This is a genomic window from Streptomyces sp. NPDC047869, assembly GCF_040704065.1.
In the GTDB taxonomy this organism is placed as follows: Bacteria; Actinomycetota; Actinomycetes; order Streptomycetales; family Streptomycetaceae; genus Streptomyces.
Genome location: NZ_JBEYRK010000008.1, coordinates 44,757 through 70,413 on the forward strand (window position 1 = coordinate 44,757; position 25,657 = coordinate 70,413).

Annotated in this window: 26 protein-coding genes, 1 pseudogene and 1 riboswitch; of the genes and pseudogenes, 14 read left to right on the forward strand and 13 right to left on the reverse strand. The window is 71.6% G+C overall.

Annotated elements, in window-relative coordinates:
* Positions 1 to 186 precede the first annotated feature (186 nt).
* The gene (locus AB0924_RS12960; RefSeq protein ID WP_366911479.1) at positions 187 to 2,793 is read left to right on the forward strand and encodes an FG-GAP-like repeat-containing protein; all 2,607 of its coding nucleotides are present in this window, start codon (positions 187 to 189) and stop codon (positions 2,791 to 2,793) included.
* A gap of 91 nt (positions 2,794 to 2,884) precedes the next feature.
* Here AB0924_RS12960 and AB0924_RS12965 read toward each other — a convergent pair whose 3' ends face one another.
* The 4 genes from AB0924_RS12965 to AB0924_RS12980 form a co-directional block, all read right to left on the reverse strand.
* Positions 2,885 to 3,277, reverse strand: coding sequence for a hypothetical protein (locus AB0924_RS12965; protein WP_366911401.1), 393 nt, complete (start codon positions 3,275 to 3,277; stop codon positions 2,885 to 2,887).
* A 204-nt stretch (positions 3,278 to 3,481) separates the two neighbouring features.
* Positions 3,482 to 4,039, reverse strand: coding sequence for a hypothetical protein (locus AB0924_RS12970; protein ID WP_366911402.1), 558 nt, complete (start codon positions 4,037 to 4,039; stop codon positions 3,482 to 3,484).
* Positions 4,040 to 4,130: 91 nt separating this feature from the next.
* On the reverse strand, positions 4,131 to 4,799 hold the full coding sequence (locus tag AB0924_RS12975; protein WP_366911403.1) for a DUF4328 domain-containing protein: 669 nt from the start codon (positions 4,797 to 4,799) through the stop codon (positions 4,131 to 4,133).
* A 62-nt stretch (positions 4,800 to 4,861) separates the two neighbouring features.
* Positions 4,862 to 6,487 carry a glycoside hydrolase family 20 protein gene (locus AB0924_RS12980; protein ID WP_366911404.1) on the reverse strand — a complete coding sequence of 542 codons (1,626 nt, stop codon included), beginning with the start codon at positions 6,485 to 6,487 and terminating at the stop codon, positions 4,862 to 4,864.
* 154 nt (positions 6,488 to 6,641) lie between these two features.
* Here AB0924_RS12980 and AB0924_RS12985 point away from each other — a divergent pair, with 154 nt between their 5' ends.
* From AB0924_RS12985 to AB0924_RS13025, 9 genes are all read left to right on the forward strand, one after another.
* Positions 6,642 to 7,202, forward strand: coding sequence for a 2-oxo-4-hydroxy-4-carboxy-5-ureidoimidazoline decarboxylase (locus tag AB0924_RS12985; protein ID WP_366911405.1), 561 nt, complete (start codon positions 6,642 to 6,644; stop codon positions 7,200 to 7,202).
* A gap of 188 nt (positions 7,203 to 7,390) precedes the next feature.
* Positions 7,391 to 7,771 carry a succinate dehydrogenase, cytochrome b556 subunit gene (gene sdhC / locus AB0924_RS12990; protein ID WP_358937993.1) on the forward strand — a complete coding sequence of 127 codons (381 nt, stop codon included), beginning with the start codon at positions 7,391 to 7,393 and terminating at the stop codon, positions 7,769 to 7,771.
* A 5-nt stretch (positions 7,772 to 7,776) separates the two neighbouring features.
* Positions 7,777 to 8,259: a succinate dehydrogenase hydrophobic membrane anchor subunit gene (locus AB0924_RS12995; protein WP_358937995.1), complete on the forward strand. Its 483-nt coding sequence runs from the start codon at positions 7,777 to 7,779 to the stop codon at positions 8,257 to 8,259.
* Positions 8,260 to 8,278: 19 nt separating this feature from the next.
* The gene (gene sdhA, locus AB0924_RS13000) at positions 8,279 to 10,033 is read left to right on the forward strand and encodes a succinate dehydrogenase flavoprotein subunit (RefSeq protein WP_358937997.1); all 1,755 of its coding nucleotides are present in this window, start codon (positions 8,279 to 8,281) and stop codon (positions 10,031 to 10,033) included.
* Complete coding sequence (locus AB0924_RS13005; protein ID WP_358937999.1) at positions 10,033 to 10,812, forward strand: succinate dehydrogenase iron-sulfur subunit; 780 nt, start codon at positions 10,033 to 10,035, stop codon at positions 10,810 to 10,812. Before sdhA ends, AB0924_RS13005 begins: the two co-directional genes overlap by 1 nt.
* A 137-nt stretch (positions 10,813 to 10,949) precedes the next feature.
* Entirely contained in the window at positions 10,950 to 11,360 is a 411-nt protein-coding gene (locus tag AB0924_RS13010; RefSeq protein WP_358938001.1) for a VOC family protein, read from the forward strand.
* Positions 11,361 to 11,467: 107 nt separating this feature from the next.
* The gene (locus AB0924_RS13015; RefSeq protein ID WP_358938003.1) at positions 11,468 to 11,875 is read left to right on the forward strand and encodes a hypothetical protein; all 408 of its coding nucleotides are present in this window, start codon (positions 11,468 to 11,470) and stop codon (positions 11,873 to 11,875) included.
* On the forward strand, positions 11,872 to 12,366 hold the full coding sequence (locus AB0924_RS13020) for a DCC1-like thiol-disulfide oxidoreductase family protein (protein ID WP_358938005.1): 495 nt from the start codon (positions 11,872 to 11,874) through the stop codon (positions 12,364 to 12,366). The genes AB0924_RS13015 and AB0924_RS13020 overlap by 4 nt, the downstream gene beginning before the upstream one ends.
* Before the next feature lie 9 nt (positions 12,367 to 12,375).
* Positions 12,376 to 13,149, forward strand: a complete 774-nt coding sequence (locus tag AB0924_RS13025; protein ID WP_366911406.1) for a TetR family transcriptional regulator — start codon at positions 12,376 to 12,378, stop codon at positions 13,147 to 13,149.
* A gap of 18 nt (positions 13,150 to 13,167) precedes the next feature.
* Here AB0924_RS13025 and AB0924_RS13030 read toward each other — a convergent pair.
* The 3 genes and pseudogenes from AB0924_RS13030 to AB0924_RS13040 all read right to left on the reverse strand — a co-directional run.
* Positions 13,168 to 13,782, reverse strand: a pseudogene (locus tag AB0924_RS13030) (ABC transporter substrate-binding protein); the annotation flags it as partial.
* A gap of 124 nt (positions 13,783 to 13,906) precedes the next feature.
* Positions 13,907 to 15,187 (reverse strand): metallophosphoesterase, encoded by a 1,281-nt coding sequence (locus AB0924_RS13035; protein WP_366911407.1) that lies wholly within the window; start codon positions 15,185 to 15,187, stop codon positions 13,907 to 13,909.
* Between the two features lie 16 nt (positions 15,188 to 15,203).
* Positions 15,204 to 15,443 carry a hypothetical protein gene (locus AB0924_RS13040; RefSeq protein ID WP_358938009.1) on the reverse strand — a complete coding sequence of 80 codons (240 nt, stop codon included), beginning with the start codon at positions 15,441 to 15,443 and terminating at the stop codon, positions 15,204 to 15,206.
* Between the two features lie 172 nt (positions 15,444 to 15,615).
* On the opposite strand from AB0924_RS13040, the gene AB0924_RS13045 reads away from it, so the two are divergent.
* Positions 15,616 to 16,848 carry a D-alanyl-D-alanine carboxypeptidase gene (locus AB0924_RS13045; protein WP_366911408.1) on the forward strand — a complete coding sequence of 411 codons (1,233 nt, stop codon included), beginning with the start codon at positions 15,616 to 15,618 and terminating at the stop codon, positions 16,846 to 16,848.
* Here the strand turns inward: AB0924_RS13045 and AB0924_RS13050 are convergent.
* Positions 16,796 to 17,704 (reverse strand): YihY/virulence factor BrkB family protein, encoded by a 909-nt coding sequence (locus tag AB0924_RS13050; protein ID WP_366911409.1) that lies wholly within the window; start codon positions 17,702 to 17,704, stop codon positions 16,796 to 16,798. The genes AB0924_RS13045 and AB0924_RS13050 overlap by 53 nt on opposite strands.
* A gap of 142 nt (positions 17,705 to 17,846) precedes the next feature.
* Between AB0924_RS13050 and AB0924_RS13055 the strand changes: the two genes are divergently transcribed.
* Positions 17,847 to 18,602 (forward strand): decaprenylphospho-beta-D-erythro-pentofuranosid-2-ulose 2-reductase, encoded by a 756-nt coding sequence (locus AB0924_RS13055; protein ID WP_366911410.1) that lies wholly within the window; start codon positions 17,847 to 17,849, stop codon positions 18,600 to 18,602.
* Between the two features lie 11 nt (positions 18,603 to 18,613).
* On the opposite strand, the gene AB0924_RS13060 is transcribed toward AB0924_RS13055, so the two are convergent.
* Both AB0924_RS13060 and trpS read right to left on the reverse strand, forming a co-directional pair.
* On the reverse strand, positions 18,614 to 19,192 hold the full coding sequence (locus tag AB0924_RS13060; protein ID WP_358938017.1) for a 2'-5' RNA ligase family protein: 579 nt from the start codon (positions 19,190 to 19,192) through the stop codon (positions 18,614 to 18,616).
* A 146-nt stretch (positions 19,193 to 19,338) separates the two neighbouring features.
* Positions 19,339 to 20,352, reverse strand: coding sequence for a tryptophan--tRNA ligase (trpS, locus tag AB0924_RS13065; RefSeq protein ID WP_358938019.1), 1,014 nt, complete (start codon positions 20,350 to 20,352; stop codon positions 19,339 to 19,341).
* Positions 20,353 to 20,592: 240 nt separating this feature from the next.
* On the opposite strand from trpS, the gene AB0924_RS13070 reads away from it, so the two are divergent.
* Positions 20,593 to 21,147 carry a hypothetical protein gene (locus AB0924_RS13070; RefSeq protein ID WP_366911411.1) on the forward strand — a complete coding sequence of 185 codons (555 nt, stop codon included), beginning with the start codon at positions 20,593 to 20,595 and terminating at the stop codon, positions 21,145 to 21,147.
* A 3-nt stretch (positions 21,148 to 21,150) separates the two neighbouring features.
* Here AB0924_RS13070 and AB0924_RS13075 read toward each other — a convergent pair whose 3' ends face one another.
* On the reverse strand, positions 21,151 to 22,602 hold the full coding sequence (locus AB0924_RS13075; RefSeq protein ID WP_366911412.1) for a glycine hydroxymethyltransferase: 1,452 nt from the start codon (positions 22,600 to 22,602) through the stop codon (positions 21,151 to 21,153).
* 32 nt (positions 22,603 to 22,634) lie between these two features.
* Positions 22,635 to 22,723, reverse strand: a riboswitch (ZMP/ZTP riboswitch).
* Positions 22,724 to 22,837: 114 nt separating this feature from the next.
* Between AB0924_RS13075 and rocD the strand changes: the two genes are divergently transcribed.
* Complete coding sequence (gene rocD, locus AB0924_RS13080) at positions 22,838 to 24,043, forward strand: ornithine--oxo-acid transaminase (protein WP_358938025.1); 1,206 nt, start codon at positions 22,838 to 22,840, stop codon at positions 24,041 to 24,043.
* Here rocD and AB0924_RS13085 read toward each other — a convergent pair.
* Both AB0924_RS13085 and AB0924_RS13090 read right to left on the reverse strand, forming a co-directional pair.
* Positions 24,040 to 25,275 (reverse strand): glutathionylspermidine synthase family protein, encoded by a 1,236-nt coding sequence (locus AB0924_RS13085; protein WP_366911413.1) that lies wholly within the window; start codon positions 25,273 to 25,275, stop codon positions 24,040 to 24,042. The genes rocD and AB0924_RS13085 overlap by 4 nt on opposite strands.
* A gap of 12 nt (positions 25,276 to 25,287) precedes the next feature.
* On the reverse strand, positions 25,288 to 25,629 hold the full coding sequence (locus AB0924_RS13090) for a hypothetical protein (RefSeq protein WP_358938029.1): 342 nt from the start codon (positions 25,627 to 25,629) through the stop codon (positions 25,288 to 25,290).
* Between the last annotated feature and the right edge of the window lie 28 nt (positions 25,630 to 25,657).

Below are 25,657 nucleotides of genomic sequence, written 5' to 3' on the forward strand. Positions count from 1 at the left end.
GGCCGGAGGCCAGGGCCGGACCGGGTGACGTTCCGCGGGGGCCGTGCGCTGAACAGGTGTCACCTGTGTGGCAGGTGATGTCTCCGTGTTCATTCTCTAGGGGTGGGACAGTTGAGTCCTCGCAGGACCCATGCGTACAGACCGCTCAGTCTCAAGCGACGGGCGTGGCTGACGCTCGGCGCCGTGGTGCTGGGCGGTGCCGGGGCCGTCACCTACGCGGTCGCGGACCCGGGTGCGCACAACGACGGCAAGGGGGCGGGCCGCAAAGCCTCCGTGCACACAGTGAAGCTGGCGGACCAGGGCGGGGGCCGCCGCGGGCTGGCCAAGAGGGACACCGAGCGGTTCAGCGCCGCGCTGCTCACCTGGGACAACGAGCGGGCCGGGCTGAAGGGCACACCCGAGCTCCGCTACCGCTCGAAGGAGACCGGGAAGTGGTCGGACTGGGCGAAGCTGCCCGACGACCCGTTCTCCGCCGACGGCGCCGAGGGCACGCGGGCCGAGGCACGCGGCGGCACGGGGTCCATGTGGACGGGCGACGCGGACGGCGTCGCGGTCCGGGTGGTGAACGCCGACGGCACCACGACGGCCGGGCTCCCGGCGGGGATGGACGTCAAGCTGCTCGACCCGGGCACGGACCCGGCGGGCAGCCCGCAGCCAGCCGCGTTCGCCGCGGACACCACGTCACCGGCACCGTCCGACCCGTCGTCACCGACGGATTCCCCGGCGCCCAGTGACTCGGTGTCGGCCCCGGACACGTCGGCCCCCTCGCCGTCGGTGTCCGACTCCACCGGCGCGTCCGCCTCGCCGTCGGTGTCCGACTCGGTCTCCCCGTCCCCGTCGAGCACCGTCCCGGAGCCGCGGCCCTCCACGGTCGTCAAGCCGCCGGTGATCACGCAGGCCGAGTGGGGCGCCTCCACGGACTACGACGGCACGCCGAGCTACGGCACGGAGATCAAGGCCGCCGTCATCCACCACACCGGCGTCGACAGCGACAACACGGTGTCCTGCGCCGACTCGCGGGCCCGGATGCGCACGATCCAGCAGGAGCACTTCTCCCGCGGCTACTTCGACATCGGCTACAACTTCGTCGTCGACCGCTGCGGCCAGATCTTCGAGGGCCGCAGCGGCGGCATGGACCTGCCGGTGGTGGGCGCGCACGACATCGGGTTCAACACGAACACGGTCGGCATCTCCTACATCGGCAACTACGTGTCGGCGAAGCCGTCCCGGGCCGCGCTCGACTCGATCGCCCGGATCGTGGCGTGGAAGTTCGGGATGTACGGCATCGACCCGACCGGCAAGGTCACGCTGACCTCCGGCAGCCCCAAGGGCCAGGACGGCAACCTGATCGACAAGGGCCAGGACATCACCCTGCCCCGGGTCTTCGGGCACCGTGACACCAACGCCACCGCCTGCCCCGGCGACAACCTCTACAGCAAGCTGTCCCTGATCGCCGCCCTGGCGAAGACCCCGGGCATCTCGCACGCGCTGCCGACCTCCGACCGCGACCGGGACGGTCTGGCCGACCTGGTGGCGGGCACCCCGAAGGCGAACTCGGTGACGGTCGTGCCGGGCGGGGTGGACGGTCCGGTCCCCGCGAAGAAGCTCACGCTCACCCAGAGCAGCCCGGGCGTCCCCGGCTCCTCCGAGTCCGGTGACAGCTTCGGCGCCGCCACCGCCTGGGGTGACGTCAACGGCGACGGCTTCGCCGACCTCGCGATCGGCGCGCCCGGCGAGGACGACACCACCGGCCACGCCGACCGGGGCGCGGTCACCGTCATGTACGGCCCCGCTCTCGACACCGGTTTCTCCTACGCCACGTCGGGCAGCGTCACGGCGACCGGCGCCAAGCTCGGCTCCGCCGTCGCGGTCGGCGACTTCAACGCCGACGGCAAGGCGGACGTCTTCTCGGCAGGCACCGGCACGGGCGGTAACTGGAACGTCCGGCTGACCGGCGGCGCCACCACCTCCGGCACGCTGACCACCGCCACCGGCTCCGTCGCCTACCTGGACGCCGCGACCGGCGACTTCAACCGGGACGGATACGCCGACGTCGCCCTCAACTACCGGGACACGGGCGGCATCGGCCGTGTCCTGCGGTTCGCCGGCTCGGCGACGGGCCTGACCAAGGCGGGCGTCATCTCGGTCAAGGGCGGCCGGTCGATCGCCGCCGGTGACGTGAACGGCAACGGCTACGACGACATCGTCATCGGCCAGCCGTACACGAGCGAGTCCGGGGGCAAGTCGGGCGGCCAGGTCACCCTGGTGCCGGGCTCCTCGACCGGTTTCACCACCACTGGCATGGTCACCGTCCACCAGGACACCACGGGCGTCCCCGGCGGCAACGAGTCCGGTGACGCGATGGGCGCCTCCGTCTCGGTCGGCGACTACAACGGCGACGGCTACCCGGACGTCCTGACCGGTCTGCCCGGCGAGGACATCACACGCGGCGGCGTCAACCAGGCCGACGCGGGCTCGGCGCTCCTCATCAAGGGCGGCGCCTCGGGCCTCACCGGCTCCGGCGCGGTCGCGGTCTCGCAGGACACCTCGGGCGTGCCGGGCAACACCGAGAGCGGTGACAAGGCCGGCTCGTCGGTCTCCCTGACCGACCTCTCCGGGTACGGCCGCGCCGACCTGACGCTCGGCGTGGCGGGCGAGGACAGCGGCAACGGCATCCTGATGTACCTGCCGAGCAACAGCTCGGGTCTCGGCTACAGCCAGACGGCCGTGCTGAGCAGGACGATGCTCGGCACCCCGGCGGGCGCCGGACTGGGCGTGACGCTGACGCCGTAGCACCCGTGCGGCGCAGCGGCCGGGATTCCGCCTCGCGGCGGGTCCCGGCCGCTGCGCGTCCGGGGCCGGTCCGCGGCCCCCTGCTCCGGTGTCAGCCGGCCGGCCCGCTCGTGGCGTCCCGGCACAACAGACGCAGTGAGCCGTGGCCGGTGTAGGCGCGGCGGGCCTCGTCGAGGGGGTCCCACAGGCGGCCGTCGGGCGTGCGGATCCAGTGCTCACCGCCGGACGACCACCACTCGGCGCCGGTCCGGCGGACGACGACCTCGCCGGCGTAGGCGCCGAAGCCGCGCAACGCCTGCTCGACCGCCGCGTACGGCGGCCCCTCGCGGCGGATGCCGTCGATCATCCGGTCCACCCGCCACAGGCTCTGCACCGAGTAGTCGAGCCTGAGCCGCGCGCCCTCGCGCATGGCCGCCACCGTGTCCGCGGCCCAGCGTGCGGGCTTGGCCGCGGCGTGCGGCCGGGTCTCCTGCTGTGCTGTCACGTAGTGCGCTGTCACATAGGGAAGAGCGGGCCCCGCGGGGCATCCGTCACAGCGATCCGGCGGGTTCCCGCAAACGGCGCAGGAACGCCCCACCGCCACCGCAGGACGGACACAGGACTCGCCCAGCGGCGGGGTTTACCGTGCGCCCGTCCCCTATGCGGCGGTTCGGCCGGAGACCGGCGGGCGCCGGTCCGTGCGGGCCGGTCAGCCGCGGCCGCGGGCCCGGCGGGACACCACGGCGCTCAGGACCCGGCGGCCCTCGACCGACACGTCCAGGGCCCGGCGCAGGCCGTTCGTGCCGTGCTCGGCGAGGAGTTCCAGGACGACGGTCTGGCGGCGCAGTTCGGCGGCGACGAGCGGGGGCAGCCCCTCGGCGTCGCCGGTGCGGCCGGCCTCCACGTCGCCGGTGTCGTCCGGGCCGTCGGCGGCCGGGTCGAGGAGCCGGTGGATCCGCAGGGAGGCGACGGAGCAGGCGTCCGCCCAGGCCCGTACCGCCTCGGGGGTGCGCTCGGCCGGGGCCTCGTCCAGCATGCGGTGGGCGAGCCGCGCGGCCTCGTCCTCGTCGGAGTCCTCCGGGCCGAGCGCGCCGCGCGCCTTCTCCAGGCCGCCGGCCCAGTCCGAGCCCTCGGCGACGCTCGCCCACAGCGGGCGCAGCACCTCGTCGTCACCGCCCAGCAAGGGAACGCACCGGTCCAAACAAGCCAGCCCGCTCACGGCCAGCCCCCGTTCGCCGGCTTGCGCGATCAGTTCCACCAGGCTCATGGAAGCCTCCCTCGCCAGGGCGCCGCCTTTACGGAGCCCGCACTTCCCCTTACTGCGTGCAACGGGCCGAGGGTGTCACAGCCGAAGCTTTTCAGCCAAGAGCCGTGACGAACCCGGAACCGGCGAGGGCCCTCTCCCGCTGCATGCGGGTCAGCCTGAGGACGACCAGCACGGCGAGCACGGCGGCCGCGATGTCGAGGGCGTCGGCGACCAGCATCAGACGGAGGGCCTCGCGCCAGCCCACCGCGCCCCGGGCGGTGTCGTACCGCCACTCCGTCGCCCGGTCGGCGAGGAGCGAGACGATCCACAGCGTCCACCAGGAGTTGACCAGGCCGTGGCCGGGCCGGTCGGCCCAGCGGGCGCCGGCGTCCCAGACGTCGAGGGCGACGCGGCGCGGGAACCACAGGTTCACGACCGGGCAGAACCAGCCCCAGACCGCCCAGCCGCGCGACTTGGTGTGCCTGGCGGGGTCGAAGACCTCCGCGTTGACCCGGACGCGGTGGAACCAGCGCAGGAACACGACCGCCGTCGCGAACAGCGTGAGGGTCTGGGCGGCGCGGGACCAGTCGTGGAGGGCGTCGGCCAGCTCGCCGCGGCGGAGCGCGGCGTCGTCGTTGATCCCGTCGAGGATCTCGCCGGCGACGCGGATCTCGAGCACTCCGGCCCAGATGTCGAACAGGTCGGCGGCGATCACCAGTCCGAGCAGTATGACGGCGGCACGGCCGAGGCCCAGTGGTGAGCGCAGGCGTGCTTCGGACATGATCGAGACCCCCCGTGTCCCCTGTGATGCGGCACGCGGAAGATACCGCGCCCGGCGGGCGCTCAGCCCAGCCGGTCCGCCAGCGCCTTGAACTCGGCCCAGGACAGCGCCGGCTTCCCCGGGTCCCACAGCTTCTGCACGGTGGCCCTGAGCGGCATCCGGATGCCGCTGGCGACCTGCGCCTCGGTCTGGGCGCTCGGGATGTCGCTCCACACGGCGAACGAGCCGCCCGGGATCTGCCCGTCGTAGCTCGACGGGACGGCGGTGGTGCCGCGCAGCACACGCGGGTTCCACTGCTCGTAGATCCGCTGCCCGGTCGGGTAGACGAAGGTCTGCGGCTGGCCGAGGACGTAGTACATGAACTCGTCGTTGTAGTTCAGGACCTTGCGGCCGTCGCGCAGGTACTCCACCGGCTGCCGGGCGCCGATCTCCTTGCCGGTCCAGTAGGCGACCTGGAGGTCCTTCGCGGGCCGCACGGAGGTGTTCCGGAAGAAGCCGTCGTTCCAGGCCCGCATGGTCCGGTGGTGGGCGCGGACGGTGGTGGCGCGGTCGTTGAGCCAGCCGGTGGCGAGGTCGGCGACGGTGGCGCCGGAGCCGTACTTCTGCCGGGCGGCGGCCGCGAGCTGCGGGTAGGAGGCCTGCGGGTCCGACACCGTCAGCGCCTGGTACTCGTCGCCGCCGAGGTGCCACTGGTTGCCCGGGAAGACCCCGGCGTACTCGTTCAGCAGGTCGTCGACGATCTTCGCGGAGCCGGCCTTGGAGATGTCGATCGCACCCCGCGTGGCGACCCCGTTGGCATTGCGCAGTTGCAGGTCGGGGTGGGCGGCGATGACCGCGCCGAGGTGGCCCGGCGAGTCGATCTCGGGCACGACCGTGACGTGCCGGCTCTTCGCCAGGTCCACGATCCGCTTGACCTGTGCCTTGGTCAGATGGTCCGTGGAGACGATCTCGGGATGGCTGCTGGACTCGATCCGGAAGGCCTGGTCGTCGGAGAAGTGCAGTCCCAGCTCGTTGAACTTCAGGTCGCCCAGCTCGCGTATCCGGTCCTCGATCCAGGACGCGCTGTACGGCTTGCGGGCGATGTCCAGGTTGAAGCCGCGCACCGGCTTCGCGGGCTGGTCGCGCACGACGCCCTCCGGTGCCGTGCCGCCGCCGTGGACCTCCTGCTTGAGGGTGCGGGTGCCGTAGAACACGCCGCTCTCGGCCGGCCCGCTGATGTCGACCCGGCCGTCACGGACGGTCATGGTGTACGACTCCGGGTTGCCGCCGCGCTTGCCCAGCGTGAGCCGGACGTCCCCGGCCCGCTTGTCGTTCTTCTCCCCGGCGTAGGTCAGTCCCAGCTCACCGGCCGTCAGCCGGCCCTCGTCGGCCAGCGACGGATCGCTCACGACCACCCGCTCGCCCTTCTCCGGGCGCCAGCCGGGGCCGTGCGCCGCGGTGTGGGAGCTGACCGCCGGTATGGTGCGCGGCGCCTGGGAGAGCGGATAGGAGCGGCTGGGCGACGGACTGGCCGGCGCCCGGCCCGACGGGGCCTGCGCCACATCCTCGGCCGGTCTTCCGCCGCTGTCCGCCGACGCCCACACGCCCACGCCCACACCGAGCGCGACGGTCCCCGCGAAAGCCGCGGTAACCACCGCCCGCTTCCGCCTCACCTGCTGCGCCGACGCCCGGCGCCTGTGCTGGGTCACTCAGCCAACGTACGACCGATCGGCCCGTCCCCCGTCATCGAGGTGTTCCGAAACTCTTCCGTACGGGTGAAATTCAGATACCCGTCGGACACACTGTGACCACTCTCGATAACGTAGCGGCACAGCCTTCACAAGATCCCCTGCCACACCACATGTGACGCGAGGACCCACGCTGCCTGCGCATCGTCTCCCGTACCTCCCCACGCCGCTGGACGCCTTCAACGCCGCCCCCGCCGACGAGGCGGACGCGATGCTGCTGCGCTGCCTGCGCAATCCGCGCTGGTCGGGGCGCATCGCCGAGCACCGCCCCTACCCCGACCTGGACGCCCTGCTGGCGGCGGCGGACGAGGCGACGTACGACCTGCCCGCCGCCGATCTCGCCAGGGCCCTGGCGGGCGAGCCGCTGCCCGAGCTGCCGGAGGACACCTACCAGGCGGCGCACATGGCGCTGAGCGCGGCACACGCGGCCTACGAGGCGAAATTCGGACACACGTTCGTCATCTATCTGGGCGAGACCCCGGCGTACGAGGTCATCGACCGCATTCTGGAGGGCATCCGGTCACGATTGGCGAACGATCCGGAGGAGGAGCGGGTCATGGCCGCGGAGGAGCTGCGGCGCCTGGCGAAGCACCGGCTGGCGACGTACCTGGCGGGCCCGGCGCCCCGCCCGCCGAGCGGCGCGACCAGCCACAACACGCCCGCTTCCGGGATATGACCGCAACCACCACCCGAATGCCGCACCCCTAGCCCGTCCGGTGCCACTTTGATCACACAAGTAGGCCCCCCGTAAGCCACGCCGCGCCGCATGGATACGATGCTGAGGGCCGGTGGACCGTACCCGGCCGGGCCCGACCGACCGTGAAGCCGGCGCGGCCCTAGTCCCCGCTCCCGGAGGGTTCTTCCGTGCCGGCTGGAACGCTGTACCGCGGACGGGAAGGAATGTGGTCCTGGGTGGCTCACCGAGTCACCGGCGTCCTCATCTTCTTCTTCCTGTTCGTGCATGTGCTGGACACCGCACTCGTCCGTGTCTCCCCCGAGGCCTACGACAAGGTCGTGGCGACCTACAAGACGCCGATCGTCGCGCTGCTGGAGTACGGCCTCGTCGCCGCCATCCTCTTCCACGCGCTCAACGGCCTGCGTGTCATCGCCGTCGACTTCTGGTCGAAGGGCCCGCGCTACCAGAAGCAGATGTTCTGGACCGTGATGGGCGTCTGGATCGTCCTGATGATCGGCGCGCTCTACCCGGTCCTCGGCCACGCCGTTCGTGCCCTGTTCGGGAGCTGACACTCATGTCCACGACTGAAACCCCCGCGTCCGGAGTCGGCCCCGTCGAGGGCGCCCCGGTGTACTCCGTCGACAACCCGGCCCCGCTGATCGAGGCGCCGCGCAGGCGGACCAAGAAGAGCCCCAAGTCCACCCGGGGCAACTTCGAGCTGGCCGCCTGGCTGTTCATGCGCTTGTCCGGCATCGTGCTGGTCGTCCTGGTCATCGGCCACCTGCTGATCCAGCTCGTCCTGGACGGCGGCGTCTCCAAGATCGGCTTCGCCTTCGTGGCCGGCCGCTGGGCGTCCCCGTTCTGGCAGGTCTGGGACCTGCTGATGCTGTGGCTCGCGATGCTGCACGGCGCCAACGGACTGCGCACGGTCATCAACGACTACGCCGAGCGCGCGAACACCCGGCTGTGGCTGAAGGCTCTGCTCTACACCGCCACGGTGTTCACCATCCTGCTCGGCACGCTGGTGATCTTCACCTTCGACCCGAACATCCGCTAGGCACGGGGCTGCGAGAATCATGAAGATCCACAAGTACGACACAGTCATCGTCGGCGCCGGCGGCGCCGGCATGCGCGCGGCCATCGAGTCGACGAAGCGCAGCCGCACCGCGGTCCTGACCAAGCTCTACCCCACCCGCTCCCACACGGGCGCCGCGCAGGGCGGCATGGCCGCCGCGCTGGCCAACGTGGAGGAGGACAACTGGGAGTGGCACACCTTCGACACGGTCAAGGGCGGTGACTACCTGGTCGACCAGGACGCCGCGGAGATCCTGGCGAAGGAGGCCATCGACGCCGTCCTCGACCTGGAGAAGATGGGCCTGCCGTTCAACCGGACGCCCGACGGGACGATCGACCAGCGCCGCTTCGGCGGTCACTCCCGCAACCACGGCGAGGCCCCGGTCCGCCGGTCCTGCTACGCCGCGGACCGCACCGGCCACATGATCCTCCAGACGCTTTACCAGAACTGCGTCAAGGAGGGCGTGGAGTTCTTCAACGAGTTCTACGTCCTGGACCAGCTCATCACCGAGGTCGACGGCGTGAAGCGGTCGGCCGGTGTGGTGGCGTACGAGCTGGCCACCGGCGAGATCCACATCTTCCAGGCGAAGGCCGTGATCTATGCCTCCGGCGGTACCGGCAAGTTCTTCAAGGTGACCTCCAACGCGCACACCCTCACCGGTGACGGCCAGGCCGCCGTCTACCGCCGGGGGCTGCCGCTGGAGGACATGGAGTTCTTCCAGTTCCACCCGACCGGCATCTGGCGCATGGGCATCCTGCTCACCGAGGGCGCCCGCGGTGAGGGCGGCATCCTGCGCAACAAGGACGGCGAGCGCTTCATGGAGAAGTACGCGCCGGTCATGAAGGACCTCGCGTCCCGTGACGTCGTCTCCCGCTCCATCTACACGGAGATCCGCGAGGGCCGCGGCTGCGGTCCCGAGGGCGACCACGTCTACCTGGACCTCACCCACCTGCCGCCGGAGCAGCTCGACGCCAAGCTCCCGGACATCACCGAGTTCGCGCGGACGTACCTCGGCATCGAGCCCTACACGGACCCGATCCCGATCCAGCCGACGGCGCACTACGCCATGGGCGGCATCCCGACGAACGTCCAGGGCGAGGTCCTGGCGGACAACACCACCGTCGTCCCGGGCCTGTACGCGGCCGGGGAGGTCGCCTGCGTGTCGGTGCACGGTGCCAACCGCCTCGGCACCAACTCGCTGCTGGACATCAACGTCTTCGGCCGCCGCGCCGGCATCGCCGCCGCCGAGTACTCGGCGAAGGCGGACTTCGTCGAGCTGCCCGAGGCCCCGGAGTCCCTGGTCGTCGAGCAGATCGAGCGGCTGCGCACCTCCACCGGCAGCGAGCGGGTGGCCACCATCCGCCGTGAGCTGCAGGAGACCATGGACGCCAACGTCATGGTGTTCCGCACCGAGCAGACGATCAAGACGGCCGTCGAGAAGATCGCCGAGCTGCGCGAGCGCTACAAGAACGTGTCGATCCAGGACAAGGGCAAGCGGTTCAACACGGACCTCCTCGAGGCGATCGAGCTGGGCAACCTGCTCGAGCTGGCCGAGGTCATGGCGGTGTCCGCCCTCGCCCGCAAGGAGTCCCGCGGCGGTCACTACCGCGAGGACTACCCGAACCGCGACGACGTCAACTTCATGCGCCACACCATGGCGTACCGCGAGGTCGGCGCCGACGGCTCGGAAACCGTCCGTCTCGACTACAAGCCGGTCGTCCAGACCCGCTACCAGCCGATGGAGCGTAAGTACTGATGGCTACCCCTGTTCTGGACAAGGCGGACGCGGCCGGCCAGCCCGAGCCCGGCTTCGCCGACTCCCCCTACATCACGGTCACCTTCCGGATCCGCCGGTTCAACCCGGAGGTCTCGGCGGAGGCCGCCTGGGAAGACTTCCAGCTGGAGATCGACCCCAAGGAGCGGGTCCTCGACGGCCTCCACAAGATCAAGTGGGACATCGACGGCACCCTCACCTTCCGCCGCTCGTGTGCGCACGGCATCTGCGGCTCGGACGCGATGCGGATCAACGGCAAGAACCGCCTTGCCTGCAAGACGCTGATCAAGGACCTCAACCCCGAGAAGCCGATCACGGTCGAGCCCATAAAGGGCCTGACGGTCCTGAAGGACCTGGTCGTGGACATGGAGCCGTTCTTCCAGGCGTACCGGGACGTCATGCCGTTCCTGATCACGAAGGACACGAACGAGCCCACGCGCGAGCGTCTGCAGTCCCCCGAGGACCGCGAGCGGTTCGACGACACCACGAAGTGCATCCTGTGCGCCGCGTGCACGTCGTCCTGCCCGGTGTTCTGGAACGACGGCCAGTACTTCGGCCCGGCCGCGATCGTGAACGCCCACCGCTTCATCTTCGACAGCCGTGACGAGGCGGGCGAGCAGCGCCTGGAGATCCTCAACGACCGCGACGGCGTGTGGCGCTGCCGCACGACCTTCAACTGCACGGACGCCTGCCCGCGCGGTATCGAGGTCACCAAGGCGATCCAGGAAGTCAAGCGCGCGCTGATCACGCGCCGCTACTGAGGTCGTCCGCAGTACCCTTCCGAGGGCCCCGTTCCCACTGGGAGCGGGGCCCTCGGGCGTGCGAAGAACGAGCCCCGCCGGATCCGCTCCGGTGGGGCTTCTCGCGTATGGTCGGGTTTGAGCCCTAATGTGACGACATGTCAGACAAAGGGTCGTACGAACTGCTCGGGTTCGACAACGCGCTGTTTCCCGTCGGCGACCTCGGCGAGGCCGTCGACTTCTACGAGCGGGCCGGGTTCACCGTCGGGTTCCGGCTCGACGAGGCCGGGATCGCCCTGCTGAAGGTCGGCGGCGAGGTGCCCGGGATCCTCCTTCGTGCCGAGGAGGCGCTGGGGCACCGGCCGCCGCCGTGGCCCTCGCCGCGGCTGTGGCTCGAGGTGCCGGACGCGCGGGCGGCGGCGCGGGAGCTGGCCGGTACGGGGATCGTGTCGCTGGACGAGCCCTTCCCGGGAGCCACCGGCTGGACCGTCGAGATCGCCGACCCCTGGGGGAACGTCCTCGGGTTCACCGACTACAGCAAGCGCCCGGAGCTGGGCCGCCGGAGCTGACGCGCGCAGCCGGCGCGATCCGCCGGGGCGTTGAGTTGAACATGTTCAAAAGCAGGGCTAGAGTCATCCCTGTCAGCGTTTTGAACGCGTTCAAGAAGGGGTGGGGCATGGACCGCACCGTCATCGCCTACGTCATCTACCTGGTGGTCAGCATCGCGCTGACCGTCTGGGTGGCCCGCACGCTCAGCCGCAACGGCCGGGTCTTCCTGTCCGACGTGCTGCGCGGCAACGAGAAGCTCGCCGACGCCGTCAACCACCTCCTGGTGGTCGGCTTCTACCTCGTCAACCTGGGCTTCGTGGCGCTGTACCTGAACGACAGCGGCGACATAGACGACACCCGGGGCATCTTCGAGGCCCTGTCGGCCAAGCTCGGCGTGGTACTGCTGGTGCTCGGTGTGATGCACCTGGGCAACGTGTACGTGCTCAACAGGATCCGGCGGCGCGGGCTGATGGAGCGGGAGCAGCAGCCCCCGGTGACCCCGCAGGCCTGGATCCCGCCGACGGCGGGGGCGTGAGCGCGGTGACCTCCGCGCGGGACCGGGACGCCACGTCCGTCCCGGTCCGCGGGCTCACCGTCCTCTACGACGCCGAGTGCGCCCTGTGCACCCACCTGCGCGACTGGCTCGTACGGCAGCCGAAGCTGGTGCCGCTGGAGCTGGTCCCGGCCGGCTCGGACGAGGCCCGCCGGCGCTACCCGGTGCTCGACCACGCCGCCACCCTGGAGGAGGTCACCGTGATCGGCGACTCCGGACAGGTGTACCAGGCCTCCCGCGCCTGGATCGTCGTCCTGTGGGCCCTGCGCGAACACCGCCCGCTCGCCCACCGGCTGAGCACCCCGGCCGGGGCCCGGCTGGCCCGGGGCGCGGTGCTGGCGGCCGCCAAGTGGCGGGGCGCGCAGTGGGGCGGGCAGGCCTACCCGCGGGCCGACGGATGGTCGTACGACCCGCGCGCGGGCTGGACCTACAACCCGCCGACCTGTTCCGGCGGCACCTGCCCCACTGGTTAGGCTCATGCCGTGCCCGCGAAGAACGAAGGCCCCGAAGCGGCCGGCCCCCAGACCAAGTCCGAGCAGACCCGCGCGCTCATCCTGGAGACCGCGATGCGGCTCTTCCAGGAGCGCGGCTACGACAAGACGACCATGCGGGCCATCGCCAAGGAGGCCGGCGTCTCCGTCGGCAACGCCTACTACTACTTCGAGGGCAAGGAGCACCTGATCCAGGGCTTCTACGACCGGATCGCCGCCGAGCACCAGGTGGCGGTCCGGGAGGTCCTGGACCGGGAGACCGATCTGGAGGCCCGGCTCGCGGGCGTGCTGACCGCGTGGCTGGACATCGCCAGGCCCTACCACGAGTTCGCGGTCCAGTTCTTCAAGAACGCCGCCGACCCCGACAGCCCGCTCAGCCCGTTCTCCCCGGAGAGCGAGCACGCGCGGGAGCAGGCCATCAGCGTCCACCGGGAGCTGCTGGCCGGCTCGAAGTCCAAGGTGGCGCCCGAACTGCGGGACGTGCTGCCGGAGCTGATGTGGCTGTCCCAGATGGGTCTCGTCCTGTACTGGGTCTTCGACCGGACCGAGGGCCGCGAGCGCAGCTACCGGCTGGCGCGGCGCGGCGCACGGCTGACCGCCCGCGGGGTGGCCCTGGCCAGGTTCCGGGTACTGCGCCCGCTGGTGCTGGAGGTCCACGAGCTGTTCACCGACTTCCTGCCGGGGATGACGAGGGCACTGCCGGACCCGGCGGCCAGGGCCGCCCGCGAGGGCACCGGCGCGGACGAGGACAAGGCCGGGGAGTGACCCCTCACCCGCGGGGCGTCAGATCCACTGCAGGCGCCACAGGCGGAACACGCCCGTGCCGTCCGAGAGGTACTGGCCGCCGCCGACGTCCTCGGTGCTGACCACGTACTCCTTGCGCTGCCACAGCGGGATCAGCGGTACGTCGGCCGCCACGTCCCCCTGGATGTCTCGGAAGTCGTTCGAGGCCCGCGCGCGGTCGGCGTACTGCTGGCTGTTCCGGATGAGCGCGTCGACGGCCTTGCTGCTGTAGCCGGTGCTCATGGTGGAGCCGGTGCCGACCAGCGGGGAGCCGAAGGTGTCCGGGTCGGGGTAGTCGGCCACCCAGCCGACCGCCCAGGCGTCCATCTTCCCGGCGGCCCAGCGCTTCTGGAAGTCGGTCCACTCGTAGCCCTGGACGTCCACCTTGAACAGGCCGCCCTTCTCGAGCTGCTGCTTCAGCTCCGCCGCCTCCTCCGCGCCCTCGCCCCGGCCCCTGCCGTAGCCGAAGGTGAAGCGCACCGGCAGGGTCACCCCGGCCTGGGTGAGCAGCTCCCGCGCCTTCGCGGTGCTCTGCGTCGGGTAGGTGTCGAAGAAGGACGTGGTGTGGCCGATGATGCCGGTCGGGACGGTGCCGTCGTACACCTTGGCGGCCAGCAGCGCGGGGAAGGGCTTTCGGCCCGAATGAGGGAGAACTTACCGAGGCGTTGTTTCGGCCGAATTACACAGCCCCTTCACAGGGGAGTGGAAGCGGTTTCCGCCAAGGGCGACCGCGGCCCGGTCAGGCGCGCGTGGCGGCCAGCTCGATCACCGTCACGTCCGACGGCGCGTCGACCCGGGTGGGCGGTCCCCAGGCGCCGGCGCCCCTGCTGACGTACAACTGCGTGTCGCCGTAGCGTTCGAGACCGGCCACGGTGGGGTTGGCGGCGGCCGCGATCAGATTGCCGGGCCAGAGCTGGCCGCCGTGGGTGTGGCCGGAGAGCTGGAGGTCCACGCCGTGCCGGACCGCCTCGTGGATCTGCACCGGCTGGTGGGCGAGCAGCACACAGGCGCGGGCCGGGTCCCGGTCCCCGAGCGCCTTCTCGAAGTCCGGGCCCCGGCCCTCGCTCTCGCCCTGGAGGTCGTTCACCCCGGCCAGGTCGAAGTACGGGAGTTCGGTGCGGGCGTTCTCCAGCGGGTGCAGGCCGAGGGTGCGCACCTCGGCGACCCACTGCTCGGCGCCGGAGAAGTACTCGTGGTTGCCGGTGACGAAGTACGCCCCGTGCCGCGCGCTGAGCCGGGCCAGCGGCGCGGCGGCCGGGCCGAGGTCCTTCACGCTGCCGTCCACCAGGTCGCCGACGACCGCGATCAGGTCGGGCCGGGTGGCGTTCACGGTGTCGACGACCCGCTGCGCGAAGCCGCGGCCGAGGACGGGCCCGAGGTGGATGTCGCTGACGACGGCGATCCGGAACCCGTGCGCGGCGCGCGGCAGCCGGGCGAGCGGCACGGTGACGCGCTTGACCCGCGGCCCGCGCAGCACACCGTGGGTGCCGTGACCGACGGTTCCGACGGCGGCGGCCACGGCGGCCCCGCCCACGACCCGGGAGACGAACAGCCGCCGGGAGGGGGCGCTCGTGCCGCGCGGCGCCTGCCCGGCGGGCTCCGGCTCGTCCCGGCGGGCGGGCTCCGGCCCGTCCGGCGCCGGCCGCGCTGCCGCCGGCACGGTCTCCGGCTCCCGTGCGGGGGTCTCGGCGGTCCGCGCCCGGCGCGCCAGGAGCCGTCCCAGCAGCGGCCGTACGACCTCGCCGGCCACCACCCCCAGCAGCAGGTACAGCGCCAGCGCCATCCACAGGTAGCCGGGCCAGGCGAGGGTGCGCTGGAGCCAGAAGGGGGCGCCGGAGCGTTCGGCGACCAGGGCGCCGACCATCAGCAGCGGGCCGGCGACGAACACCGCCGTGCCGGCGCGGCGGGCCGGGCCCGGGCCGCGGGTGGTGTCGCGGACCAGACGGCGCCACACGTACCAGTGCCCGAGCACCAGCACGGCCAGGACGGCCGCCGCGAGGAGGACGAGGACGATGACCACGCTGCAGTGTCTCCCGCTATGAAGTCCGGCGCAGTGCGCGCAGTCCGCGCAACCCGATGACCCCGATGACCGTCCCCAATACGAAGGAGACGATCGCCAGCAGCAGATGCACCCAGAAGTACGCGGTCGGGTGGCCGTCGTCGAAGGCGAGTCCGCTGCCGTCCTCGACCAGGTTCTTGACGAAAGTGATCCAGATGACCCAGCTCCACACCCCGAAGGCGAGCAGGAACCAGGAGACCGGGCGGCTGAGTTTCACGGCGGCTGACCTTTCGACACAATGCCGGGCCCGGGCGGCCGCCCGGGGGTCCGGGGGTTCTCCCCCGGACGAGCACGGCATGCCTTCAGTATCGCTGTTCGGGCTCGCGTTCCGTGGCCGGGGTGGGATGCCGGGCGGGACTTCGGTGTCCATGGCAGGTACGTTTCCGACCGTGCCCGCACCGAAGAAGACCTTCAGGCGATCCCTGCTGGTCACCTCCGCCACGCTGCTGTCCCTTTCCGCCACCGCGCCCGCGGCGCTCGCGGCCCCGACGCCCTCCACGAGCCCGTCGGCCACTCCCCCGGCGGTCATGTCGCAGGTGGGCGGCGCCCGGCTCGGGCAGCCCGGGACCCAGGTGAACCTGGCGGCCGGGGTGCCCGTGCTCCCCAAGGACCTCACCGCACGGTCCTGGATCGTCTCCGACGCGGAGTCCGGCGAGATCCTCGCCGCGCACGACGCGCACTGGCCGCTGCCCCCGGCGAGCACCCTGAAGATGCTGTTCGCGGACACCCTGCTGCCCCGGTTCCCGAAGACGATGGAACACAAGGTGGTCCCGTCCGACCTCGCGGGCATGGGCGCCGGTTCGAGCGTGGTCGGGATAAAGGAGAGCCACACCTACTCCGTGCACGATCTGTGGCTCGGGGTCTTCCTGCGCTCGGGCAACGACGCCGTGCACGTGCTGTCCGCGATGAACGGCGGGGTGGACCGGACCGTCCAGGACATGCAGGACCACGCCGACGAGCTGCAGGCCCTGGACACGCACGTGGTCAGCCCGGACGGGTACGACGCGCCCAGGCAGCGTTCGTCGGCGTACGACCTGACGCTGTTCGCCCGCTCCGGGCTGCAGAAGAAGGACTTCCGCGAGTACTGCTCCACCGTGTCGGCGAAGTTCGAGTCCGGCGAGATCCGCAACACCAACCGGCTGCTGAGCGGCGACACGGACGTGCCCGTCTACCAGGGCATCGCCGGGGTGAAGAACGGCAACACCACCGACGCGGGCGCCACCTTCACCGGTGTCGCCGAACGCGACGGCAGGGTGCTGCTGGTCACGGTGATGAACCCGGAGAAGCACGAGCACAACGAGGTCTACAAGGAGGCCGCGAAGCTGTTCGACTGGGGCTTCCGGGCGGCCGGCAAGGTGGAGCCGGTGGGCGAACTGGTGCCGCCGAAGGGCGCGCAGTCCACGTCCCAGCCGGGCGCCACCTCCTCCGCCGGTCCGGCGCACCGGACCGGCGGGTCCGGCACGCGGCCGGTGGCGAGCGCCTCGGGGAGGATCGGCTCCACCGGCGTCGGAACCGCCCTGGCCGTCGCCGGCGGGCTGCTGGTGCTGCTCGGGGGCGGGGTGTTCCTGATCAATCGCCGTTGGCCGCTGCCGGATCTGATGCGCCGTCGGACGCGTTCGTGATCTCGGCGTCCTTGCTCGGCGTCGCGGTCCAGGCGGCGCAGAACAGGACGAGTTTCGCGGTGAAGTTGATCCACAGCAGCAGGGCCACGGGCACGCCGAACGCGCCGTACATGCTCTTCGAGGCGACTCCCTGGATGTAGCCGCTGAGCAGCAGTTTCAGCAGTTCGAAGCCGACCGCCCCGGTCAGCGCGGCCACCAGCAGCCGGCGGCGCGGGGGTTCGGTGCCGGGCAGCAGGGTCAGCACGTAGAGCAGCAGCAGGAAGTCGGCGAGCACGGCCACGGCGAACGCGATGACCTGCAGCAGCACATGCCCCCAGCCGGCCCGGTCGAGGCCGAGGCCGTCGCTGAGCCGGCCCACCATCGCCGAGGCCACGGTGGAGATGGCGAGGGTGGCGACGACCGCGCCGCCGAGACCGACCAGGATGCCCGCGTCCTTGGCCTTGGCGAGGAACGGGTTCTCCTCGCTGTCGGGCAGCTCCCACACCGCGCGCAGGCAGTCGCGCACCTGGCCGACCCAGCCCATGCCGGTGAACAGCAGCAGGGCACCGGCGATCACCCCGACGGTGCCGGCGTTCTCCACCAGGGAGTTGATGTCGAGCTGGTCGGAGATGCCGGGGATCTGCTCGGCGATCTTGTTCTGCAGGTTCCGCTGCTGCGACTGGCTGAGCGTGGCGGCGGCGACGGTGGCGGCCAGCGTCAGCAGCGGGAACAGTGCGACGAAGCTGACGAAGGTCATCGCGGCGGCCAGCCTCGTCCACTTCACCCGGTCCAGGCGCTCGTAGGAACGCCAGGCGTGCGTGGTCATCAGCCGGGTGACGATCGGCCCGATCCCGGGGAGCTTCTTCAGCCAGTCCATGCTGCGTCTCTGCCCGCGCCACCGAGACCGATGTGCGGGTGACGGCGACACTATTGAGTGACATCCCATTAATCACCCGTTCCGCCGAACGGAGTCATGTTCTCCGGTCAATCGCCCATAAAGGGACGATACGGTCACCGGCATGGCCGACCTCCAACCCCTCCCCCGGTCCCTGCTCGTCCTCGGCGGCACCTCCGAGATCGCGCTCGCCACCGTGCGCCGCCTGATCGCCCGCGGCGCCCGGACCGTCCGGCTGGCGGGCCGCCCCTCGCCCGGTCTTGAGCAGGCGGCCGAGAGCCTGCGCGTGCTCGGCGCCGACGTCCGCACCGTCGCCTTCGACGCCCTCGACCCCGAGTCCCACGAGCCGGTCCTCGGCAAGGTGTTCGCCGAGGGCGACATCGATCTGGTGCTGCTGGCCTTCGGCATCCTCGGCGACCAGGCCCACGACGAGCGCGACCCGCTGCGCGCCGTCCAGGTCGCGCAGACCAACTACACCGGAGCCGTGTCGGCGGGCCTGGTGGCGGCCCGCGCGCTGCAGACCCAGGGCCACGGCTCGCTGGTGGTCCTCTCCTCGATCGCCGGCGAGCGCGCCCGCCGGGTGGACTTCATCTACGGCTCCAGCAAGGCCGGACTCGACACCTTCGCGCAGGGCCTCGGCGACGCGCTGTACGGCACCGGCGTGCACGTCATGGTCGTACGCCCCGGCTTCGTCGTCACGCCCAGGACGGCGGGCCTGCCCCGGGCACCCTTCGCCACCACCCCCGAGGCGGTCGCCACGGCCGTCGAACTGGGCCTGCGCCGCCGCTCGGAGACGGTGTGGGTGCCGGGCTTCCTGCGCCTGGTGATGGCGGTGCTGCGGCACGCGCCGCGGACGGTGTTCCGCAGACTGCCCCTCTGAGGAGGCGGCCGCTACCGGCGGGCGATCGTGCCGCGGTCCATGTGGCCCGCCTGCGGCGGCACCACGGATCCACCGAACGGGTACTCCCGGAGCTTGCGCCACACACCGTCGGCGCCCTGCTCGTGCAGCGCGAACCCGGTGCACGGCCACTCGGCCTCAAACCCGGCCAGCTCCGCGAAGGCGCGGTCCATCGCCGCCTCGTCGATGCCGTGCGCGACCGTGACGTGCGGGTGGTACGGGAACTGCAGCTCCCGCGGCACCGGCCCGGAGGAGTCGCGGACCCGCTGCTGCAGCCAGGAGCAGTCCTCGGCACCTTGGACGACGCACACGTAGACGACCGGCGACAGCGGCCGGAAGGTACCGGTCCCGGACAGCCGCATCGGGAACGGCCGCCCGGCCGCCGCGACCCCTCTCAGATGGGCGTCCACCGCCGGCAGGTCGGCCTCGTCCACCTCGGTCGGCGGCAGCAGGGTGACATGCGAGGGGATGCCGTGAGCCGCGGCGTCGCCGAAGCCCGCGCGCCGCTCCTGGAGCAGGCTGCCGTGAGGCTCCGGGACCGCGATCGACACGCCGATCGTTACGGTCCCCACGTCGTCTCCCCTCGTCGTGTCTGTTTTCTTCTCACCCGTCGGTTATCGACTGTACGGCCACGGGTGTCCCGTGGGCAGGCGCGGCGGCCGTGATGTGCAGCGCTCCGCCCGCTCGGGTGCGCGTGCGGCCGTACGCCCGGTGCCGCTCAGTGCTTCGCCGGCAGGAAGCCCACCCGGTCGTACGCCTGCGCGAGCGTCTCCGCGGCCACGGCCCGCGCCTTCTCCGCGCCCTTGGCCAGGACCGAGTCGAGCGTCTCGGGGTCCTCCAGGTACTGCTGCGTGCGCTCCCGGAACGGCGTCACGAACTCCACCATGACGTCGGCGAGGTCCGTCTTGAGCGCGCCGTACATCTTGCCCTCGTAGTCCTTCTCCAGCTCCTCGATCGAGCGGCCGGTGAGGGTGGAGAAGATGGTGAGCAGGTTGGAGACGCCCGGCTTGTTCTCGGTGTCGTAGCGGATCACCGTGTCGGTGTCGGTGACCGCGCTCTTGACCTTCTTCGCCGTCGCCTTCGGCTCGTCCAGCAGGTTGATCAGGCCCTTGGGGGTGGACGCCGACTTGCTCATCTTGACCGTCGGGTCCTGCAGGTCGTAGATCTTCGCCGTCTCCTTGAGGATGTACGGCTTCGGGACGGTGAAGGTCTGGCCGAACCGCCCGTTGAACCGCTCGGCGAGGTCGCGGGTCAGCTCGATGTGCTGACGCTGGTCCTCGCCGACCGGCACCTCGTTGGCCTGGTACAGCAGGATGTCCGCGACCTGCAGGACCGGATACGTGAACAGGCCGACAGAGGCCCGGTCGGCCCCCTGCTTGGCGGACTTGTCCTTGAACTGGGTCATGCGGGAGGCCTCGCCGAAGCCGGTGAGGCAGTTCATGACCCAGGCGAGCTGGGCGTGCTCGGGGACGTGGCTCTGCACGAAGAGGGTGCACCGGTCCGGGTCGAGACCCGCGGCCAGCAACTGCGCGGCGGCCAGCCGGGTGTTGGCCCGGAGCTGCGCCGGTTCCTGCGGAATGGTGATCGCGTGCAGGTCGACGACCATGTAGAACGCGTCGTGGGACTCCTGCAGGGCCACCCACTGGCGGACGGCGCCGAGGTAGTTGCCGAGGTGGAACGAGCCTGCGGTGGGCTGGATTCCGGAGAGCACACGGGGTCGGTCGTTGGCCATGTTCACCATTCTCTCAGGTAACGGGTGGGGATCCCGAACGGGTGGGGCACAGGCGGGGCGCGATCCGGTCCGCAGGATGTAACAAGGAGGGACACACCGGAGGGGGAGTTCATGGGCGCGCGGGGGACATGGCCGCGGCGGGCGCGGGCCGCTTGGACGACGGCGGTCGCGGGAGCGCTCGCCCTGGGCGGGGCGCCGGGGGTCGCGCGGGCGGCGGACGCCGATCCACCCGATGTGGTGATGATCATTCCGAACGGCGGCGGCACGCCGAGGGCGGTGGCGTCCGGCGAGCCGTCCTTCGACCGGCTCCGGGAGCTGCTGCGGCCGGAGTACACCGGGACCCGGCCGGTGCCCCGGGCCTGGACCCGGGGGCGGTACCCGCGGGTGCGGGTCACCGTGGTGTGGGGCCTGACGGGCGTGGGCGGCTGGCCGCAGACCAGCCGGGCGCCGGGCGGGGACACGGCCGTCGAGCGGGTGGACCAGCTCTTCCTCGCCGGGGACGGCACACCCTGGGTGCGCACGGACCCCGCGCCGGACGTGGAGGACGACGACATCCGGTGGCACCGGGCGCCGCGGGACCTCTACGACCGGCTGGACCGCGCGGGGCTCCTCGGCGCGCCGGTGTCCGCCGCTTCGGACCGGAGCGGGTCCCGGTCCGCCGTCCCGCTGTGGTGGGCGGCCGCCGGCGGGCTCGCCGCCGGGGCCGCCGCCACCTTCCTGGCCTGCCGCGCGGCGGACCGGCGTCGTACCGGGCCGCCGCGCGGAGAGCCTCGTCAGGAGCTGATCGACCTCTGAGGATCAGCCGAGGTCGACCTCGGGGTACAGCGGGAAGCCCGCGACCAGGTCGGTCGCCCGGTGGGAGATCTCGTCCGCGATCTTGGGGTCGAGGACGTGCTGGGCCTTGGAGGGGGCGCCGGACTTGGTGGTGCCGGGCTCGGTGGCGGTGAGGACGCGGTCGATGAGGCCGGCCACCTCGTCCATCTCGGCGGTGCCCAGGCCCCGGGTGGTCAGGGCGGGGGTGCCGACGCGGATGCCGGAGGTGTACCAGGCGCCGTTCGGGTCGGCCGGGATGGCGTTGCGGTTGGTGACGATGCCGGAGTCCAGCAGGGCCGCCTCGGCCTGGCGGCCGGTGAGGCCGTAGGAGTTGGCCACGTCGATCAGGTTGAGGTGGTTGTCCGTGCCGCCGGTGACCAGGGTGGCGCCGCGGCGCGTCAGGCCCTCGGCCAGGGCGCGGGAGTTGTCGACGATGCGCCGGGCGTAGTCCTGGAAGGAGGGCTGCCGGGCCTCGGCGAGGGCGACGGCCTTGGCGGCCATCACGTGCGGCAGCGGGCCGCCGAGCACCATCGGGCAGCCGCGGTCGACCTGGTCCTTCAGGGAGTCGTCGCACAGGACCATGCCGCCGCGCGGGCCGCGCAGGGACTTGTGGGTGGTCGTGGTGACGATCTGGGCGTGCGGGACCGGGTCGAAGTCGCCGGTCAGGACCTTGCCGGCGACCAGGCCCGCGAAGTGGGCCATGTCGACCATCAGGGTCGCCCCGACCTCGTCGGCGATCTCGCGCATGATCCGGAAGTTCACCAGGCGCGGGTAGGCGGAGTAGCCGGCCACGATGATCAGCGGCTTGAACTCGCGGGCCTGGGCGCGCAGCGCCTCGTAGTCGATGAGGCCGGTGGCCGGGTCGGTGCCGTAGGAGCGCTGGTCGAACATCTTGCCGGAGATGTTCGGGCGGAAGCCGTGGGTGAGGTGGCCGCCGGCGTCCAGGGACATGCCGAGCATGCGCTGGTTGCCGAAGGCCTGGCGCAGCTCGGCCCAGTCGGCCTCGGTGAGGTCGTTGACCTGGCGGGCGCCGGTCTTCTCCAGGAACGGCACCTCGACACGGTCGGCGAGGACGGCCCAGAAGGCGACGAGGTTGGCGTCGATGCCGGAGTGCGGCTGGACGTAGGCGTGCCGGGCGCCGAACAGCTCGCGAGCGTGCTCGGCGGCCAGCGACTCGACGGTGTCGACGTTGCGGCAGCCGGCGTAGAAGCGGCGGCCGACGGTGCCCTCGGCGTACTTGTCGCTGAACCAGTTGCCCATCGCCAGCAGGGTCGCCGGGGAGGCGTAGTTCTCGGAGGCGATCAACTTGAGCATCGCGCGCTGGTCGGTGACCTCCTGACCGATGGCGTCGGCGACCCGCGGTTCGACCGTGCGGATGACGTCGAGTGCGGCGCGGAAGGCGGTGGACTCGGTGGAGAGGGACTTCTGCTCTGGCATGGGGACCTCCGGACGGCGTGCGTTCAGCGTTCACGTTCGGCCCAGGCGCACGGCACTGTCTTCCGTCGGGCCGCTCCCCGATGGTCCGTCCCATCCCTGCGCGCCAGTCACGACCCGTTGATCAGCCTACCGGGCGCGCCGTGACGGGGAGGTCCCGCGTCCACCATGCGAGCGAGGATAGGAAGGGGGCCATCGTCGTGTCCGGGAGAGTCACCGTCGTCATCCGGGAGAGGCCGTGCCCACTGCTGAAGACCTCATCGCCGCCACCGACGCGCACAGCGCGCCCACCTACCATCCGCTGCCGGTCGTCGTGGCCACGGCCGAGGGCGCGTGGCTGACGGACGTGGCGGGGCGCCGGTATCTGGACATGCTGGCCGGGTATTCGGCGCTGAACTTCGGGCACGGCAACCCTCGGCTCGTCGAGGCGGCCCGGCGGCAGCTCGAGCGGGTGACGCTGACGTCCCGCGCCTTCCACCACGACCGCTTCGCGGCCTTCTGCACCGAGCTGGCCGAGCTGTGCGGCATGGAGATGGTCCTGCCCATGAACACCGGCACGGAGGCCGTGGAGAGCGCGGTGAAGACGGCCCGGAAGTGGGGCTACCGGGTGAAGGGGGTGCCCGCGGAGATGGCAAAGGTGGTGGTCGCGGGCGGCAACTTCCACGGACGTACGACGACGGTGATCAGCTTCTCGACCGATCCGGAGGCCCGGGCGGACTTCGGGCCGTACACACCGGGGTTCGAGATCGTGCCGTACGGCGATCTGACCGCGATGCGGCGGGCGCTCACCGAGAACACGGTCGCCGTGCTGCTGGAGCCGATCCAGGGCGAGTCGGGTGTGATCGTGCCGCCGGCCGGTTATCTGGCCGGGGTGCGGGAGCTGACCCGGGAGCGGAACGTGCTCTTCGTCGCCGACGAGATCCAGTCGGGTCTCGGGCGGACCGGGCGGACCTTCGCGTGCGAGCACGAGGGGGTGGTGCCGGACGTGTACGTGCTGGGCAAGGCGCTGGGCGGCGGGATCCTGCCGGTGTCGGCGGTGGTGTCGAGCGCGGAGGTGCTCGGTGTCTTCCGGCCGGGCGAGCACGGGTCGACGTTCGGCGGGAACCCGCTGGCCTGCGCGGTGGCGCTGGAGGTGATCGCGATGCTGCGGACCGGCGAGTACCAGGCGCGGGCGGCCGAGCTGGGCGAGCGGCTGCACGGGCGGCTGCGCGGGCTGCTCGGCGCGGGCCCGGTGACGGCCGTGCGGGGGCGCGGGCTGTGGGCGGGCGTGGACATCGCGCCGCGGGCCGGCACCGCGCGTCAGGTGTCGGAGCGGCTGATGGAACGGGGTGTGCTGGTGAAGGACACCCACGGCTCGACCGTCCGGATCGCGCCGCCGCTGGTCATCGGCGAGGAGGACTTGGACTGGGGGGTCGAGCAGCTGGAGGCCGTACTGGGCGGCTAGGGGCCGTCCGGCGGATCCTCCGGTGCGGCCCCGTTCCAGGGCGGCCCCTGGAGGATCACGTGCGGCAGGAAGCGGGCGTATCCGTCCGTGACCAGGCCCGAGGACTCGCGGATGCCGAGGCCGGCCGGTTCGTCCCGGACGGTCCAGGCGCCGAGGACGACATGGTTGCCGTCGAAGGCGGGCAGTGGGGCCAACTGCTGGTAGCAGCAGGGTTCGTCGCGTACGGCCGCGGGCGCGCCCGGCTCGTGCACGGTGACGCCCTCGCCCTCGCGGCCCAGCAGGGGCTTGGCCACGTAGCCGGTGGACCGGGCCAGTTCCCGTGGGCCGTCGAGGTAGGCGGGGAGCAGGTTCGGATGGCCGGGGTACAGCTCCCAGAGGACGGCCAGCAGGGCCTTGTTGCTCAGCAGCATCTTCCAGGCGGGCTCGATCCACAGGGTGGTGCCGCTGCCGCCGCCGTTGTCGAGGGTGTCGAGGACGTGCCCGGCGAACGCGTCGGTGGTGAGCCACTCCCACGGGTAGAGCTTGAAGACGGCGCGGATGAACCGGAGTCCGTTGTCCACGAACCGGCCGGAGAGGGTGTCCCAGCCGATCTCCTCCATGGAGATCCAGTCGGTGGTGAGCCCGGCCTGCTCGGCGGTCTCCTTCAGATAGGCGACCGTCATCAGGTCCTCGCCGAGTTCGTCGGCCGAGGAGTGCGCGAAGTGCAGCGGGCTGCCCGGCGGGAGCAGCGCGGCCTGCTCGCGCCAGGCGTCGACCAGGCGCTCGTGCAGGGAGTTCCACTGGTCGGCGCCGGGGAAGCGCTCCTCCATCCAGAACCACTGGGGGGACGCGGCCTCGACCAGCGAGGTGGGGGTGTCGGCGTTGTACTCCAGCAGTTTCGCCGGGCCGGTGCCGTCGTAGCGGAGGTCGAACCTGCCGTAGACGGAGGGTAGTTCGGCGCGGCGGTGCCAGGCCTCGGTGACGGCGGCGACGACCCGCGGGTCGGTGATGCCGAGGTCGGCGAAACGATCCTTCGCCACGATGTGACCGGCGGCCGCCAGGCACATGCGGTGCAGTTCCCCGACGGTCTCCTCCAGCGCCTCGACCTCGTCCAGGGTGAAGACGTAGCAGGCGCTCTCGTCCCAGTACGGGCGCAGGGCGCCGTCGGGGTGGCGGGTGAGCGGGTAGATGAGCCCCTGCTCCTCCACGGTCCGCTGCCAGCCGGGGCGGGGGGTGATGGTTCGGCGTTCCATGGTGTGTGGCGGTCAGCCGCCGGAGCCGCCCTTGCCGCCGCCGAACCCGCCGCGGTGCACTCCGCTGCCGCCCGAGGACCCGCCCGAACCCTTGCTCGGCCTGGTGAAGGAACCGCCGGTGACCCAGGAGCCCTTCTTCTTGCCGCCGTAGTACCAGGAGCCGTTCACCGCGGTCTTGGCGGACTTGCAGTTCTTGTCGGAGACGACCTGGTAGCCCTTGGCGAGGCGGTAGCTGTCCCGGTCGACGCAGCGCTTGTCCGGGTCGGAGGAGCAGGCGGTCAGGGCGGCGGCGAGCAGGCCCATGCCGCCCAGGACGACCGTGGTGGAGCGCAGTTGCGCGCGCGTGTTCGCCATGTGGTGTCTCCCCCGTCTGCTGTGCGGT

Coding starts and splice junctions, on each gene's coding strand:
- AB0924_RS12970 (WP_366911402.1), bottom strand. CDS start 4,039: ATGAGCCTGGTGGAACTGATCGCGCAAGCCGGCGAACGGGGGCTGGCC.
- AB0924_RS12975 (WP_366911403.1), bottom strand. CDS start 4,799: ATGTCCGAAGCACGCCTGCGCTCACCACTGGGCCTCGGCCGTGCCGCC.
- AB0924_RS12995 (WP_358937995.1), top strand. CDS start 7,777: ATGTCCACGACTGAAACCCCCGCGTCCGGAGTCGGCCCCGTCGAGGGC.
- sdhA (WP_358937997.1), top strand. CDS start 8,279: ATGAAGATCCACAAGTACGACACAGTCATCGTCGGCGCCGGCGGCGCC.
- AB0924_RS13005 (WP_358937999.1), top strand. CDS start 10,033: ATGGCTACCCCTGTTCTGGACAAGGCGGACGCGGCCGGCCAGCCCGAG.
- AB0924_RS13010 (WP_358938001.1), top strand. CDS start 10,950: ATGTCAGACAAAGGGTCGTACGAACTGCTCGGGTTCGACAACGCGCTG.
- AB0924_RS13015 (WP_358938003.1), top strand. CDS start 11,468: ATGGACCGCACCGTCATCGCCTACGTCATCTACCTGGTGGTCAGCATC.
- AB0924_RS13050 (WP_366911409.1), bottom strand. CDS start 17,704: ATGGACTGGCTGAAGAAGCTCCCCGGGATCGGGCCGATCGTCACCCGG.
- AB0924_RS13055 (WP_366911410.1), top strand. CDS start 17,847: ATGGCCGACCTCCAACCCCTCCCCCGGTCCCTGCTCGTCCTCGGCGGC.
- trpS (WP_358938019.1), bottom strand. CDS start 20,352: ATGGCCAACGACCGACCCCGTGTGCTCTCCGGAATCCAGCCCACCGCA.
- AB0924_RS13070 (WP_366911411.1), top strand. CDS start 20,593: ATGATCATTCCGAACGGCGGCGGCACGCCGAGGGCGGTGGCGTCCGGC.
- AB0924_RS13075 (WP_366911412.1), bottom strand. CDS start 22,602: ATGCCAGAGCAGAAGTCCCTCTCCACCGAGTCCACCGCCTTCCGCGCC.
- AB0924_RS13085 (WP_366911413.1), bottom strand. CDS start 25,275: ATGGAACGCCGAACCATCACCCCCCGCCCCGGCTGGCAGCGGACCGTG.
- AB0924_RS13090 (WP_358938029.1), bottom strand. CDS start 25,629: ATGGCGAACACGCGCGCGCAACTGCGCTCCACCACGGTCGTCCTGGGC.